Origin of the sequence: Streptomyces sp. NPDC057939 (genome assembly GCF_042887545.1) — a bacterium.
Taxonomy (GTDB): Bacteria; Actinomycetota; Actinomycetes; order Streptomycetales; family Streptomycetaceae; genus Streptomyces.
On sequence record NZ_JBHVPG010000075.1, the window covers coordinates 1 to 15091 of the forward strand.

Genomic DNA, 15091 nt, shown 5'->3' on the forward strand with positions numbered 1-15091 from the left:
GGGTCGGGGCAGATGCAGTTGCCGTTCGTGCTCCAGTCGGCCGAGGTCATGAAGACCGCGGTGGCGTATCTGGAACCGCACATGGAGAAGACCGATGCGGACGGCAAGGGCACGATCGTCCTGGCCACGGTGCGCGGTGACGTGCATGACATCGGTAAGAACCTGGTCGACATCATCCTGACCAACAACGGCTACAACGTCGTGAACATCGGCATCAAGCAGCCGGTCTCCGCGATCCTCGAAGCCGCCGAGGAACACCGCGCCGACGTCATCGGCATGTCAGGACTCCTCGTCAAGTCCACCGTGATCATGAAGGAGAACCTCCAGGAGCTCAACCAGCGCAAGCTGGCCGCCGACTACCCGGTCATCCTGGGAGGCGCCGCCCTCACCCGCGCCTACGTCGAACAGGACCTCCACGAGATCTACGAGGGCGAGGTCCGCTACGCCCGCGACGCCTTCGAGGGCCTGCGCCTCATGGACGCCCTGATCGCAGTCAAGCGCGGCGTCCCCGGCGCCACCCTCCCCGAACTCAAGCAACGCCGCGTCGCCAAGCGGGACACCCCCGCCCTCCAGGTCGACGAGCCGGAGGAGCCGGGCGGCCGGTCCGACGTCTCCGTCGACAACCCCGTTCCCACCCCGCCGTTCTGGGGCACCCGCGTCGTCAAGGGCATCCCGCTCAAGGACTACGCCACCTGGCTCGACGAGGGCGCCCTGTTCAAGGGCCAGTGGGGCCTCAAGCAGGCCCGCGCCGGCGGAGCGACGTACGAGGAGCTCGTCGAGAGCGAGGGCCGCCCCCGCCTGCGCGGCCTCCTGGAGAAGCTGCACACCGAGAACCTCCTCGAAGCCGCCGTCGTCTACGGCTACTTCCCCTGCGTCTCCAAGGGCGAGGACCTGATCATCCTCGACGAGCAGGGCAACGAGCGGACCCGCTTCACCTTCCCGCGCCAGCGCCGCGGCCGCCGCCTGTGCCTCGCCGACTTCTTCCGCCCCGAGGAATCGGGGGAGACCGACGTCGTCGGCCTCCAGGTCGTCACCGTCGGCTCCCGCATCGGCGAGGCCACGGCCAAGCTGTTCCAGGCCAACGCCTACCGCGAGTACATGGAACTGCACGGGCTCTCCGTCCAGCTCGCCGAGGCCATGGCCGAGTACTGGCACGCCCGCGTCCGCTCCGAACTCGGATTCGGCGGCGAGGACCCGGCCCAGGTCGAGGACATGTTCGACCTCAAGTACCGTGGCGCCCGCTTCTCCCTCGGCTACGGAGCCTGCCCCGACCTGGAGGACCGCGCGAAGATCGCCGACCTCCTCCAGCCGGAGCGGATCGGCGTCCACCTCTCGGAGGAGTTCCAGCTGCACCCCGAGCAGTCCACCGACGCCATCGTCATCCACCACCCCGAAGCGAAGTATTTCAACGCGCGCTGAGACGGACCGGCGTACACTGGACGGTCCCATACAGGCCGGTCACCTGATCCCCGGGGCACGTCCCCACGGGCCGAGGTGACCGGCCTTATCGTCCCCTGAGAGAGGTGTGCGCATTGACCAGCACCGTTCCCGCCCCCGTCACCCGTACGGCCGACGGGCACGCCCTGCAGGCGGTGCTGCTGGACATGGACGGCACCCTCGTGGACACCGAGGGCTTCTGGTGGGAGATCGAGGCCGAGATCTTCGGTGAGCTCGGGCACCGACTCGACGACGCCTGGCGCGACGTCGTCGTCGGCGGCCCCATGAGCCGCAGCGCCGCCTTCCTCATCGAATCCACCGGCGCCACCATCGACCTCGCCGAACTCAGCGTCCTCCTCAACGAGCGCTTCGAGGCACGGATCGCCGGCCAGGTCCCGCTGATGCCCGGAGCCGAACGCCTGCTGACCGAGCTCGCCCGCAACAACATCCCCACCGCCCTCGTCTCCGCCTCGCACCGCCGCGTCATCGACCAGGTCCTGCTCACCCTCGGCCGCGACCGGTTCACCATGACCGTCGCCGGGGACGAGGTGCCCCGGACCAAGCCGCACCCCGACCCGTACCTGTTCGCCGCGAACGCCCTCGGCGCGCACCCCTCGCGCTGCGCCGTCATCGAGGACACCGCCACCGGCGTCGCCGCCGCCGAGGCCGCGGGCTGCCGGGTCGTGGCCATCCCCTCCGTCGGCCGGATCGAACCGGCACCCGGCCGGACGGTCGTCCGCTCGCTGGAGGACGTCGACCTGAGCTTCCTGCGCTCCCTCATCACTCCGATGAACTGAGCACGCACACTCTGTACCGAACGGAATGAGGCATGCCGGAGGTCCTGGCGGAGGATCTTCCGTGCGCAGCCCCGGAGGCCGAAATTCCATCCTCCAGGGAAGCGTTGCGCAGGGTGAGCTTGGTCACCCGCGAGGTGCCCGAAGGCCCCCCGGACAGGCCCCGGCGCCTCCCCATGTGTCCGGATTGATCAGCTCCTGCCCCCATCTGCGAACTCTCCCGCATGAGCTGTCAGTCCGCACCCATCACCGTGCGATTACGCCCCAACTCCTGCCAGTTCCAGCCATCCCGTCCCAGGCCACTAATGTCGACGCGGGCACTACGCCGCACCTCAGCCATACCGAACACACACCCCTGTGACCGGTATGCGCGTGGACCGATCGTCAAACACCGGCCCGATCGTTCCGCCCTGAACGGGCGACCGCCGCGCAGTGCCCTCTACGCCGCTTTGAGCAAGTGCCGGGTGAGGGAGTACTTCCAGAATGAACCGCAAGACCATGGTGCTGACGGCCGCGGCCGGACTGCTCACCCCCACGCTGGCCGCCTGCGGCACAGCGACCGGAGGAGCAGGATCCGGAGCGATCGTCGTCGGCACCACCGACCGGTTCGAGGCTGCCGACTACGCCCCCGCCCCCTTCGACCCCGCATACGCCTACGACGCCGGCGCCTGGAACATCCTGCGCCAGACCGTCCAGACGCTCATGCACACCCCGCGCGGCGGCGGCGAGCCCGTCCCCGAAGCGGCCTCCGACTGCCGCTTCACCGACACCGGCAACGAGAGCTACCGCTGCACCCTGCGACCCGGCCTGAAGTTCGCGAGCGGCGACCCCCTCACCGCCAAGGACGTCAAGTACTCCATCGACCGCGTCCTCGCGATCAAGGACGAGAACGGCCCCTCCTCGCTGCTCTCCACCCTCGACGGCGTCGAGACCAAGGGCACCGACACCGTCGTCTTCCACCTGAAGACCCCCGACGCGACCTTCCCGTACAAGCTCTCCACCCCCGCCGCGGGCATCGTCAGCGCGAAGCAGTACGAGGCCGACAAGCTCCGCTCCGGCTTCGCCGTCGACGGCTCCGGCCCCTACACGATGAAGGCCGAGGTCAAGGACAACCACCTCGTCCGCGCCGTCTTCACCAAGAACCCGCACTACAAGGGCGACATCAAGCTCCAGAACGACAAGGTCGAACTGCGCACCTTCGCCGACTCCGCCGCCATGGGCAAGTCCCTCACCGGCGGATCCATCGACGTCGTCTCCCGCACCCTGTCGCCCGCCCAGATCACCGAGCTCTCCGCCAAGCCCCCCAAGGGCGTCAAGCTCGTCCCCATGCCCGGCCTGGAGATCCGCTACCTCGGCTTCAACACCGACGCCCCGGTCGTCAAGGACAAGGCCGTGCGCCAGGCGCTCGCCGCCGCCGTCGACCGCAACAACGTCATCTCCAAGGTCTACGGCAAGTCCGCGCAGCCCCTGTACTCGCTGGTCCCCACCACCGTCACCGGGCACGTCAACTCGTTCTTCAACAAGTACGGCGAGGCCAACACCCCCAAGGCCGCGGCCCTCCTCAAGGACGCCGGGATCAAGACCCCGGTCAAGCTGACCCTGAACTACACCTCCGACCACTACGGCGACGGCACCACCGCCGAGTTCGAGGCCCTCAAGACCCAGCTCAACTCCACCGGGCTGTTCGACATCACTGTCCAGGGCAACGAATGGGCCGACTTCCGGCCCGCCCAGAAGAAGGGCGACTACGCCGCCTACGGGCTCGGCTGGTTCCCCGACTACCCGGACGCCGACAACTTCCTCGCCCCGTTCCTGGAGCAGGACAACTTCCTGGGCACGCCGTACGCGAACACCGCGGTGCGCACCAGGCTCATCCCCGACGCCAGGCGCGCGATCGACCGTAACGTCGCCGTCCCCGCGATCACGGAGATGCAGGACATCGTGGCCGAGGACGTACCCGTCCTGCCCCTGTGGCAGGGCAAGCAGTACGTCGCCGCCCGCGATGGGATCACCGGAGTGGAGTGGTCGGTCAACGCCATCTCCGACCTCCAGCTGTGGGAACTCGGCCGAGGTGTCAGCGGCTGAGACCGGCAACAACCGGCAGCGGGAGTCGCAGGCCGGCGCAACGTTCAGACCAGACTGTGAAGGACTTTCGCGTGAACCGACGTAACCAGTGGTTGGCGGCCCCGCTCGGCGCAGCCACCGCCGCCGCGCTGCTCAGCGGTTGCGGTTCGACCGACGGCTCGAACGCCGGCAGCGGCAAGGGCGTCGTGATGGGCATATCCGACAAGGTGAAGTCCACCGACCCCGCCTCCGGCTACGACCCGGGCTCCTGGCTGCTCTTCAACAACGTCTTCCAGTCGCTGCTGAGCTTCCCCAAGGGCGGCACCACGCCCGAGCCCGACGCCGCCCAGGCCTGCAACTTCGAGGGCGGCGACAGCAAGGTGTTCAAGTGCACCCTGCGCAGCGGTCTGAAGTTCAGCAACGGCAACAGCCTCACCTCGAAGGACGTCAAGTTCTCCTTCGAGCGCACCCTGAAGATCAACGACGACAACGGCCCCGCCGTGATGCTCGCGTCGATCGGCTCCATCGAGGCCCCCGACGAGAAGACCATCGTCTTCCGCCTCAAGAACTCCGACGCGACCTTCCCCAGCAAGATCGCCTCCGGCGCCGGCGCCATCGTCGACAGCCGCGAGTACCCGGCCGACAAGCTCCGCGGCGACAACAAGGCCATCGGCTCCGGCGTCTACAAGCTCGACTCCTTCAGCGAGAAGAGCGCGAGCTTCTCCGTCAACGAGTCCTACAGCGGCAAGGCCAAGGCCAAGAACACCGGCGTCACGCTGAAGTTCTTCAACGGCGACCAGGCCGCCCTCAAGACCGTCCTGGAGAGCGGGGACGTCGACTTCGCCTTCCGCGGCCTCGCCGCCAAGGACATCGCCGGCCTCGCCGCCACCAAGACCGGCGATCAGAAGGTCGACGTCGTCCAGGGCACCGGTGCCGAGGTCGAGCACATGGTCTTCAACGTCAACGACCCCGTCGTCGGCAAGCTGCCCGTGCGCAAGGCCATCGCCTACCTCGTCGACCGCGAGGCGCTCGTCAAGGACGTGTACGCGGGCACCGCCGTCCCGCTCTACTCGATCGTCCCCGCCGGCATCGCCGGACACACCACCCCGTTCTTCGACCGCTACGGCGGCAGCCCGCAGCCCGAGAAGGCCAAGGCCGTCCTGAAGGCCGCCAACATCACCGGCAAGGTCAAGGTCACCCTCTACTCGACCCCCTCGCGCTACGGCCCCTCCACCGACCAGCAGTTCCAGGTCATCGCCAAGCAGCTGAACGACAGCGGCCTCTTCGACGCCGAGATGAAGTCCGTCGAGTACGAGCAGTACGAGAAGGACATCCAGGACGGCAAGTACGGCATCTACGTGAAGGGCTGGGTGCCGGACTACCCGGACGCCGACAACTTCACCCAGCCGTTCTTCGGCCCGGACAACGTCCTGCACAACAACTACGACAACAAGGAGATCAGCGGGACCATCATCCCGTCGACCTCCGCGAAGTCCGACCGCACCGCGGCCAACATGGACTACAACCGGCTCCAGGACATCGTCGCCGACGAGGTCCCGATCCTCCCGCTCTGGCAGGGCAAGCAGTACGCCGTCACCCGCCAGAACGTCACCGGCCTCCAGTGGTCCCTCGACGCCTCGACCGTCTTCCGCTTCTGGGAGATCAGCAAGGGCTGAGCCCCACCCACACGGCAACGGGCCGGCAGCCGCTCCACGCGGCCGCCGGCCCGTTGCCGTACCCCCCGAACCACCCCGGAAAACGAGGGGGGAGCGGGGAGCCGGGATCGGCTACGGAGTGGCGCCCGGCCGCACCAGACCCGACTCGTACGCGTACACCGCGGCCTGCACCCGGTCGCGCAGCCCCAGCTTCGTCAGCACATGACCCACATGCGTCTTCACCGTCGTCTCGCTCACGAACAGGTCCGCCGCGATCTCCGCGTTCGACAACCCCCGGGCCACCAACTTCAGCACCTCGACCTCGCGCTCCGTCAGCGTCCCCAGCGTGTCCGGCACACTGTCCTCACCCGACGGCAGGTGACCCGCGTACTTGTCCAACAAACGCCGCGTGATGCTCGGCGCCAGCATCGCCTCACCCGCCGCGACCACCCGGATCGCCTGCACCAACTCGGTCGCCGGCGCGTCCTTCAACAGGAACCCGCTCGCCCCCGCCCGCAGCGCCTCCACCACGTACTCGTCCAGGTCGAACGTGGTCAGCACCAAAACCTTCGCCGGCCCGTTCCGCTCCGGACCCGTGATCTGCCGCGTCGCCTCCACCCCGTCCATCCGCGGCATCCGGATGTCCATCAGCACCACATCGGGCTGCAGCGCCCGCACCTGGTCCAACGCCTGCAGACCGTCCCCGGCCTCGCCCACCACCACGAGTTCCTGCTCGGCCTCCAGGATCATCCGGAACCCGGTGCGCAGCAGTGGCTGGTCATCGACCAGCAGGACGCGGATGGCCACGGAGGTACCTCGTATTCGTCGGGCGGCTACGGCGGACGCCGCCCATTCTGCCCTGACGACAAGATCAGGATTCCGCCGGGCGATCCGCCGGGCGATCCACCACGACCTCCACCGGCGCCCCCGCCGGCCTCGGCACGACCGCCAACGGATACACCGGGGGAGTCCCCCCGAACTCCGGACACACCGACCGATGATCACACCAGCCGCACAGCTTCGTCGGCCGCGGCCGCCACTCACCCGTCTCCGTGGCCTCCCGGATCGCCTCCCACAACGCGTGCAGCTTGCGCTCCACCCGCTCCAGATCCGCGACCACCGGATCGTAGGTCAACACGTCCCCACTGCCCAGGTACACCAGCTGCAGCCGCCGCGGCACCACCTGCTTCAGCCGCCACACCACCAGCGCGTAGAACTTCATCTGGAACAACGCACCCTCGGCGTACTCCGGCCGAGGCGCCTTCCCCGTCTTGTAATCGACGATCCGCACCTCACCCGACGGCGCCACGTCCACCCGGTCGATGATCCCCCGCAACCGGAGCCCCGACTCCAGCTCCGTCTCCACGAAGAACTCCCGCTCCACCGGCTCCAGCCGCGTCGGGTCCTCCAACGTGAACCAGCGCTCCACCAACGCCTCGGCCTCCGTCAGCCAACGCGCCAGCCCGGCCCCCTCGTCCCCCTCCGGAAACAGCTCCGCCAGCTCCGGCTTCGACTCCAGCAACCGGTCCCACTGCCCCGGGATCAACGCCTTCGCCCGCGGCGCCGTCCGCTCCTGCGCCGGATGATCGAACAACCGCTCCAGCACCGCGTGCACCAGCGTCCCCCGCGTCGCCGCCGCACTCGGCTTCTCCGGCAGCTTGTCGATCACCCGGAACCGGTACAGCAGAGGACACTGCATGAAATCGCCGGCCCGCGAGGGCGACAGGGAACTGGGCGGCACGGCGACCGGCGCCACGCCGACCTCGGAAGCACCTGGCACGGCACCGGGACTCGTCGTCATGCTCCAAACCCTACGGTCCACCGCCGACAGCACGCGCATACCATCGACGCAAAGCCCCCTCGCACTGCATGATCGGAGCATCACACCCCGCTACACCAGCACCTGAACCACACTGGAAACCCAAGCACCGAACGAAGGAAAGCCGTGGCAGACACCGACGAAACCGGCGAGCGCGCAGCCAAGCGCTCCGACCCGGGCGGCGGCATCCTCATGGGCCGCCCCTTCGGAGTGCCCGTCTACGTCTCCCCCAGCTGGTTCCTCGTCGCCGCCCTCATCACCTGGGTCTTCGGCGACCAGCTCGACCAGATCCTCCCCGACCTCGGACCCGTCCGCTACCTCGTCTCCCTCTTCTTCGCCGTCGCCTTCTACGCCTCCGTCCTCGTCCACGAACTCGCCCACACCATCGCCGCGCTCCGCTACAAACTCCCCGTGCGCCGCATCCAGCTCCAGTTCTTCGGCGGAGTCTCCGAGATCGAGAAGGAATCCGAGACACCCGGCCGCGAATTCGTCCTCGCCTTCGTCGGCCCCCTCCTCTCCCTCGCCCTCGCCGGGATCTTCTACCTCGGCATGAAGGCCGTCGACCCCGCCACCGTCCCCGGCGTCCTCCTCGCCGGCCTGATGATCTCCAACCTCCTCGTCGCCGCCTTCAACCTCCTCCCCGGCCTCCCCCTCGACGGCGGACGCATGCTCCGCGCCGTCATCTGGGGCATCACCGGCAAACCCATGGCCGGCACCATCGCCGCCGCCTGGGTCGGACGCGGCCTCGCCGTCGCCGTCCTCCTCGGCCTCCCCCTCCTCACCCACACCGGCGTCCTCGGCAACCGCACCGACGAGATCGGCGGCATGAACACCGTCATGGACGCGCTCCTCGCCGCGATCCTGGCCGCCATCATCTGGACCGGCGCCGGCAACAGCCTCCGCATGGCCCGCCTGCGCCAACACCTCCCCGAACTCCGCGCCCGCGCCCTCACCCGACGCGCCATCCCCGTCGAGAACGCCACCCCCCTCTCCGAAGCCCTGCGCCGGGCCAACGAGGCCGGAGCCCGCGCCCTCGTCGTCGTCGACGGCCTCGGCGACCCCATCGCCATCGTCCGCGAAACCGCCATCGCCTCCGTCCCCGAACACCGCCGACCCTGGGTAGCCGTCAGCACCCTCGCCCAGGACCTCACCGACGGCATGAAGGTTTCCGCGGAACTCACCGGCGAAGAACTCCTCGACCACCTCCGCGCCACCCCCGCCACCGAATACCTCGTCCTCGAGGACGGCGGCACCATCTACGGCGTCCTGTCCACCCTCGACGTCGAGAAGGCCTTCGTGAAGGCCATGGCGCGGCCCCAGTCCTGAAGCCAATACACTGGTCACATGTCCGAACCGACCGGTGCCGCCCGCCGACGCGGGCCCTTCGAGGTCGGGGACCAGGTTCAGCTCACCGACCCCAAGGGCCGCCACTACACGTTCACGCTCGAAGCCGGGAAGAATTTCCACACCCACAAGGGTTCCTTCCCGCACGACGAGCTGATCGGCGCCCCCGAGGGCAGCGTTGTCCGTACCACGGGCAACGTCGCATACCTCGCGCTGCGTCCCCTGCTCCCCGACTATGTCCTGTCCATGCCCCGCGGCGCCGCCGTGGTCTACCCCAAGGACGCGGGCCAGATCCTGGCCTTCGCCGACATCTTCCCCGGCGCCCGCGTCGTGGAAGCAGGAGTGGGCTCCGGCTCCCTGAGCAGCTTCCTGCTGCGCGCCATCGGCGACCAGGGCATGCTCCACAGCTACGAGCGCCGCGCGGACTTCGCCGAGATCGCCACCGCCAACGTCGAACGCTACTTCGGCGGCCCCCACCCCGCGTGGCAGCTGACCGTCGGCGACCTCCAGGACAACCTGTCCGACACCGACGTCGACCGCGTCATCCTCGACATGCTCGCCCCCTGGGAATGCCTGGAGGCCGTCTCCAAGGCCCTCGTCCCCGGCGGCATCCTCTGCTGCTACGTGGCCACCACCACCCAGCTCTCGCGCACCGTCGAATCCATCCGCGAGTTCGGCTGCTACGCCGAACCGCAGCCCTGGGAATCGATGATCCGCAACTGGCACGTCGAAGGCCTCGCGGTCCGCCCCGACCACCGGATGATCGGCCACACCGGCTTCCTGGTCACCGCCCGCCGCCTCGCCGACGGCGTCGAACCCCCGCTGCGCCGCCGCCGCCCCTCCAAGGGCGCCTACGGCGAGGACTACGACGGACCCGGCAGCGACCGCTCCGCATAGCGGCCCCACCCGGACCGGCCCACCCACCGGGCCCGCCCAACACCAAGGCGCTGCGGCGCAGTTCCCCCGACAGACCGGGAACTGCGCCGCAGCGCCTTTTCGTTACCCACCCGCACACACCCCGCGCCCCGGCCCGAACCGCCCGGACCCGGCCGTTCCACCGCCGTGTGACATGTGGCACGATGCTGGCTCCCCGTCACCCTTCGCACAGGAGACACCCCGCGTGCCGCACCGCCCCACCACGCCGGCGCCCACCCCGCAATCCCCGGCCCACCACCGTGCCCGGCCCGCCCACTGGGCCGCCACGGCCACGGCCGTCGCCGCCGTCATAGCCGGCGCGGGCCTGCTCCAGCCCGAACCCGCCACCGGAGCCACCCCGCCGCCCGGCACCCGCAACGGCCCACGGGCCACCGCCCCCGACGCGCGGGCGGTCACCTATCCCCTCGACTGCAAGGGGCTGCCCCAGGCCGTCACCGACACCGCCCACGGCGACCTCGACGGCGACGGACGCCCCGAAACCGTGGCGGCCGTCCGCTGCCGGGCCGGCTCCGGAACCCCGCCCCACGCCCTCTACGTGCTCATCCAGGACCCCGCACCGGGCTCCACACCACGCGTCGTGGCCACCCTGCTCGACACCGACCGCCGACGCACCGCCACCGAGCTCGCCGTCCGTGACGGCTCCGTCACGGCACGTCTCCTCGGCTACTCCACGCCCGACGTACCGCGCTCCGACCCCGACGTCAGCCAGCTCGCCAAGTGGCGCTGGACCGACGGGAAATTCCGCCAGGAGCTGACGGACTCGTCCGCCGGAAGTGTTTGAACCGTCACTCCGCGTCCGGACCGAACACCTCGACCCTGTCCGAAACACGCCTCACGTGGATGCAGTCACCCGGACATTCCTTCGCCGAATCGACCACGTCCTGGAGCAACGTCAACGGAACCGGAGTCGTCGCCCCCGCCTCCTGCAGCAGCTCGTCCTCGGGGCTCTTCACGTACGCCAGACCATCGATGTCCAGCTCGAACACCTCAGGTGCGTACTGCACGCAGATCCCGTCACCGGTGCACAGATCCTGATCGATCCAGACCTCCAGCGGCTGCCCGGTCCCGCCGACACCCTCCGCCGGGGCCTCCTGCTGCACGCTCATATCTCCTGCCGTTCCCTGCTCCGAGTGATCCACCCCGGCCACAACTCGAAGCAAGTCGCACGAGCCCTGACGGGTGTTGAACAGTTCGACCTTACAACCGGCTGCTTTCCGATGTTGATGGGTGGGTATTTCCTTGGCGTGAGGGAGTACGCAAGGGTGAAGATCGGACACACCTCTACCGTCTTTGTGATCTAGGGGTTTCAATCACCACCAGCCCAGGTAGGGTCAGGAAGCGTCCAGCTCCCCTTGGAGGAGGTGAGGACCGTGGCAGCCCACGACGACGACATCAACCGCGGCATCCGGCCCGGGCGAGGGTCTGAGGACCCCGCCGGCCAGGTTGCCTATCTCGAGCAGGAAATCGCCGTCCTGCGACGTAAGCTCGCCGACTCTCCGCGTCACACGAGGATTCTCGAAGAGCGGATCGTCGAGCTCCAGACAAATCTGGCAGGCGTCTCCGCGCAGAACGAACGACTCGCGAATACCCTCCGCGAGGCCCGCGACCAGATCGTGGCCCTCAAGGAGGAAGTCGACCGGCTCGCACAGCCGCCGGCCGGCTTCGGTGTCTTCCTCCAGGCGAACGAGGACGGCACCGTCGACATCTTCACCGGCGGCCGCAAGCTCCGCGTGAACGTGAGCCCCAGCGTCGAACCGGAAGACCTCCGGCGCGGCCAGGAGGTCATGCTCAACGAAGCGCTCAACGTGGTCGAAGCCATGGAATACGAGCGGGCCGGGGACATCGTCACCCTCAAGGAGATCCTTGAGGACGGCGAGCGCGCCCTGGTGGTCGGGCACACCGACGAGGAAAGGGTGGTGAGGCTCGCCGAGCCGCTCCTGGACGTCACCATCCGCCCCGGCGACTCCCTGCTGCTCGAACCCCGCTCCGGCTACGTCTACGAGATCGTCCCCAAGAGCGAGGTCGAGGACCTCACGCTCGAAGAGGTCCCGGACATCGACTACGACAAGATCGGCGGCCTGGGCGACCAGATCGAGCTGATCCGCGACGCGGTCGAGCTCCCCTACCTCTACCCGGACCTCTTCAAGGAGCACGAACTCCGGCCCCCCAAGGGCATCCTGCTCTACGGCCCCCCCGGCTGCGGAAAGACCCTCATCGCCAAGGCAGTGGCCAACTCCCTTGCCAAGAAGGTCGCCGAGGTGACCGGCCAGCCCGCCGGGAAGTCCTACTTCCTGAACATCAAGGGCCCCGAACTCCTCAACAAGTACGTCGGCGAGACCGAGCGCCACATCCGCCTCGTCTTCCAACGCGCCAGGGAAAAGGCCAGCGAGGGCACCCCCGTCATCGTCTTCTTCGACGAGATGGAATCCCTCTTCCGCACCCGCGGATCCGGCGTCAGCTCGGACGTGGAGAACACCATCGTCCCCCAGCTGCTCGCCGAGATCGACGGCGTGGAAGGCCTGGAGAACGTCATCGTCATCGGCGCCTCCAACCGCGAGGACATGATCGACCCGGCCATCCTGCGCCCCGGCCGGCTCGACGTGAAGATCAAGATCGAGCGCCCCGGCGCCGAGGCGGCGAAGGACATCTTCGCCAAGTACCTCAAGGCCACGCTGCCCCTGCACACGGACGACCTGTCCGAGCACCAGGGCTCCACGGCCGAAACCGTCCACAGCATGATCCAGACGGTCGTCGAGCAGATGTACGCCGAAACCGAGGAGAACCGCTTCCTCGAGGTCACGTACGCCAACGGCGACAAGGAAGTCCTCTACTTCAAGGACTTCAACTCCGGCGCGATGATCCAGAACATCGTCGACCGTGCGAAGAAGATGGCCATCAAGGCCTTCCTCGAGCAGAACCAGAGGGGCCTGCGCGTCTCCCACCTCCTCCAGGCTTGCGTGGACGAGTTCAAGGAGAACGAGGACCTGCCCAACACCACCAACCCCGACGACTGGGCCCGAATCTCCGGAAAGAAGGGCGAGCGGATCGTATTCATCCGCACACTCGTCACCGGAAAGCAAGGCGCGGACACGGGACGCTCCATCGACACGGTGGCGAATACCGGTCAGTACCTCTGACAAAAAGGGGCGGCTGCGGATGCCCTCACCGGGCACCCGCAGCCGCCTGTTTTACCGCCCGCCCTTTTCGGCCGGTGACAGGGCGAACTCAATGACTGAAATGATCTCCCCACCAGCGCGCAGTGGTTCTAGGCTCTTCCGTACCGCCGGTCGCGCAGTGCGGGGACGGGCACCGCACACGACGCACCGGAGCACCAGCGGTACTTGAGCGCCGCTCCCGAACGGGAGCGCCGCCGGGCAAGGAGGGCCGCATGACCGTACGGCGAGTAATGGGGATCGAAACGGAGTACGGGATCTCCGTTCCGGGACACCCGAACGCCAATGCCATGCTCACCTCGTCCCAGATCGTCAACGCCTACGCGGCGGCGATGCACCGGGCGCGACGCGCCCGCTGGGACTTCGAGGAGGAGAATCCGCTGCGGGACGCCCGCGGCTTCGACCTCGCCCGCGAGGCCGCCGACAACAGCCAGCTGACCGACGAGGACATCGGCCTCGCCAACGTCATCCTCACCAACGGCGCACGGCTCTACGTCGACCACGCGCACCCCGAGTACAGCTCGCCGGAGATCACCAACCCGCTCGACGCCGTGCTCTGGGACAAGGCCGGCGAAAGGATCATGGCCGAAGCCGCCGAACGGGCCGCCCAGCTGCCCGGCGCCCAGCCGATCCACCTCTACAAGAACAACACCGACAACAAGGGCGCCTCCTACGGCACGCACGAGAACTACCTGATGAAGCGGGAAACCCCCTTCTCGGAGATCGTGCGCCACCTGACCCCCTTCTTCGTCTCCCGCCAGGTCGTCACCGGCGCCGGCCGCGTCGGCATCGGCCAGGACGGCCGCGAGCACGGCTTCCAGATCAGCCAGCGGGCCGACTACTTCGAGGTAGAGGTCGGACTGGAGACCACTCTCAAGCGCCCCATCATCAACACGCGCGACGAACCCCACTCGGACGCGGAGAAGTACCGCCGCCTCCACGTGATCATCGGGGACGCCAACCTCTCCGAGATCTCCACCTACCTCAAGCTCGGCACGACCGCGCTCGTCCTGTCCATGATCGAGGACGGGTTCATCAACGTCGACCTGGCCGTGGACCAGCCCGTGCGCACCCTGCACCACGTCTCCCACGACCCCGACCTGCAACACCTGATCACGCTGCGCAGCGGCCGCACGCTGACCGCCGTACAACTCCAGATGGAGTACTTCGAGCTGGCCAGGAAGTACGTGGAGGAGCGGTTCGGCTCCGACGCGGACGACCAGACCAAGGACGTCCTCGCTCGGTGGGAGGACGTCCTGGGCCGGCTGGAGACCGACCCGATGAGCCTGTCGGGCGAGCTGGACTGGATCGCGAAGCGAGAGATCCTGGAGGGCTACCGCAGGCGCGACGGGCTGGAGTGGGACGCGGCGCGACTGCACCTGGTCGACCTCCAGTACTCCGACGTACGGCCCGAGAAGGGCCTGTACAACCGCCTGGTCGCCCGCGGGAAGATGAAGCGGCTCCTGGAGGAGCCGGCCGTCGAGCGGGCCGAGAGCAAGCCCCCGGAGGACACCCGGGCCTACTTCCGGGGCCGGTGCCTGGAGCAGTACGCGGACGACGTGGCCGCCGCCTCCTGGGACTCCGTGATCTTCGACCTCCCGGGCCGCGACTCCCTCCAGCGCGTCCCGACCCTGGAACCCCTCCGGGGGACCCGCAATCACGTCAAGGAGCTCCTGGACCGGTGTCGTACGGCCGAGGACCTGGTGCGGGTGCTTTCGGGGCAGTGAGGAAGGCTGAAAGGCCTCCGGTCCGGGAATCATGAAGAAAGCCGGACGTTGATGGAAAGTGCGGGGACGAATGCCGGACCCTCCTTGTAGGGTCCGGCGTAGGGTCTGATCTTGAGAGATCCCGAATCCCGGGGTCTCTCCA

At 68.3% G+C, this 15091-nt stretch carries 12 protein-coding genes; 9 read left to right on the forward strand and 3 right to left on the reverse strand.

Features of this window, described 5'->3' with window-relative positions; all coding sequences use genetic code 11:
• The 4 genes from ACFVS6_RS39895 to ACFVS6_RS39910 all read left to right on the forward strand — a co-directional run.
• A partial coding sequence (locus tag ACFVS6_RS39895; RefSeq protein ID WP_389711440.1) for a vitamin B12 dependent-methionine synthase activation domain-containing protein occupies positions 1-1419 on the forward strand: 1419 nt, incomplete at its 5' end.
• A gap of 113 nt (positions 1420-1532) precedes the next feature.
• Positions 1533-2234 (forward strand): HAD family hydrolase, encoded by a 702-nt coding sequence (locus ACFVS6_RS39900; RefSeq protein WP_389711441.1) that lies wholly within the window; start codon positions 1533-1535, stop codon positions 2232-2234.
• 480 nt (positions 2235-2714) lie between these two features.
• The gene (locus tag ACFVS6_RS39905; protein ID WP_389711442.1) at positions 2715-4316 is read left to right on the forward strand and encodes an ABC transporter substrate-binding protein; all 1602 of its coding nucleotides are present in this window, start codon (positions 2715-2717) and stop codon (positions 4314-4316) included.
• Positions 4317-4387: 71 nt separating this feature from the next.
• Positions 4388-5971 carry an ABC transporter substrate-binding protein gene (locus ACFVS6_RS39910; RefSeq protein ID WP_389711443.1) on the forward strand — a complete coding sequence of 528 codons (1584 nt, stop codon included), beginning with the start codon at positions 4388-4390 and terminating at the stop codon, positions 5969-5971.
• Between the two features lie 111 nt (positions 5972-6082).
• On the opposite strand, the gene ACFVS6_RS39915 is transcribed toward ACFVS6_RS39910, so the two are convergent.
• Positions 6083-6757, reverse strand: coding sequence for a response regulator (locus ACFVS6_RS39915; protein WP_389711444.1), 675 nt, complete (start codon positions 6755-6757; stop codon positions 6083-6085).
• Positions 6758-6821: 64 nt separating this feature from the next.
• On the reverse strand, positions 6822-7751 hold the full coding sequence (locus ACFVS6_RS39920) for a RecB family exonuclease (RefSeq protein ID WP_389711459.1): 930 nt from the start codon (positions 7749-7751) through the stop codon (positions 6822-6824).
• Positions 7752-7895: 144 nt separating this feature from the next.
• Between ACFVS6_RS39920 and ACFVS6_RS39925 the strand changes: the two genes are divergently transcribed.
• From ACFVS6_RS39925 to ACFVS6_RS39935, 3 genes are all read left to right on the forward strand, one after another.
• Positions 7896-9095: a site-2 protease family protein gene (locus tag ACFVS6_RS39925; protein WP_389711445.1), complete on the forward strand. Its 1200-nt coding sequence runs from the start codon at positions 7896-7898 to the stop codon at positions 9093-9095.
• Positions 9096-9113: 18 nt separating this feature from the next.
• Complete coding sequence (locus tag ACFVS6_RS39930) at positions 9114-10010, forward strand: tRNA (adenine-N1)-methyltransferase (RefSeq protein ID WP_281206869.1); 897 nt, start codon at positions 9114-9116, stop codon at positions 10008-10010.
• A gap of 223 nt (positions 10011-10233) precedes the next feature.
• Positions 10234-10830 carry a hypothetical protein gene (locus tag ACFVS6_RS39935; protein ID WP_389711446.1) on the forward strand — a complete coding sequence of 199 codons (597 nt, stop codon included), beginning with the start codon at positions 10234-10236 and terminating at the stop codon, positions 10828-10830.
• 4 nt (positions 10831-10834) lie between these two features.
• Here the strand turns inward: ACFVS6_RS39935 and ACFVS6_RS39940 are convergent, their stop codons facing one another.
• A complete protein-coding gene (locus ACFVS6_RS39940; protein ID WP_389711447.1) occupies positions 10835-11155 on the reverse strand; it encodes a ferredoxin in 321 nt (106 codons plus the stop codon).
• Positions 11156-11419: 264 nt separating this feature from the next.
• Here ACFVS6_RS39940 and arc point away from each other — a divergent pair, with 264 nt between their 5' ends.
• Positions 11420-13186 (forward strand): proteasome ATPase, encoded by a 1767-nt coding sequence (gene arc / locus ACFVS6_RS39945; protein WP_388898524.1) that lies wholly within the window; start codon positions 11420-11422, stop codon positions 13184-13186.
• A 251-nt stretch (positions 13187-13437) separates the two neighbouring features.
• Positions 13438-14949 carry a depupylase/deamidase Dop gene (gene dop, locus ACFVS6_RS39950; RefSeq protein ID WP_389711448.1) on the forward strand — a complete coding sequence of 504 codons (1512 nt, stop codon included), beginning with the start codon at positions 13438-13440 and terminating at the stop codon, positions 14947-14949.
• Positions 14950-15091: the final 142 nt, after the last annotated feature.

What these genes read in the sequence shown, in the direction of transcription:
- ACFVS6_RS39930 (WP_281206869.1), top strand. Translation starts at nt 9,114, where the DNA reads ATGTCCGAACCGACCGGTGCCGCCCGCCGACGCGGGCCCTTCGAGGTC.
- ACFVS6_RS39905 (WP_389711442.1), top strand. Translation starts at nt 2,715, where the DNA reads ATGAACCGCAAGACCATGGTGCTGACGGCCGCGGCCGGACTGCTCACC.
- ACFVS6_RS39940 (WP_389711447.1), bottom strand. Translation starts at nt 11,155, where the DNA reads ATGAGCGTGCAGCAGGAGGCCCCGGCGGAGGGTGTCGGCGGGACCGGG.
- ACFVS6_RS39920 (WP_389711459.1), bottom strand. Translation starts at nt 7,751, where the DNA reads ATGACGACGAGTCCCGGTGCCGTGCCAGGTGCTTCCGAGGTCGGCGTG.
- dop (WP_389711448.1), top strand. Translation starts at nt 13,438, where the DNA reads ATGACCGTACGGCGAGTAATGGGGATCGAAACGGAGTACGGGATCTCC.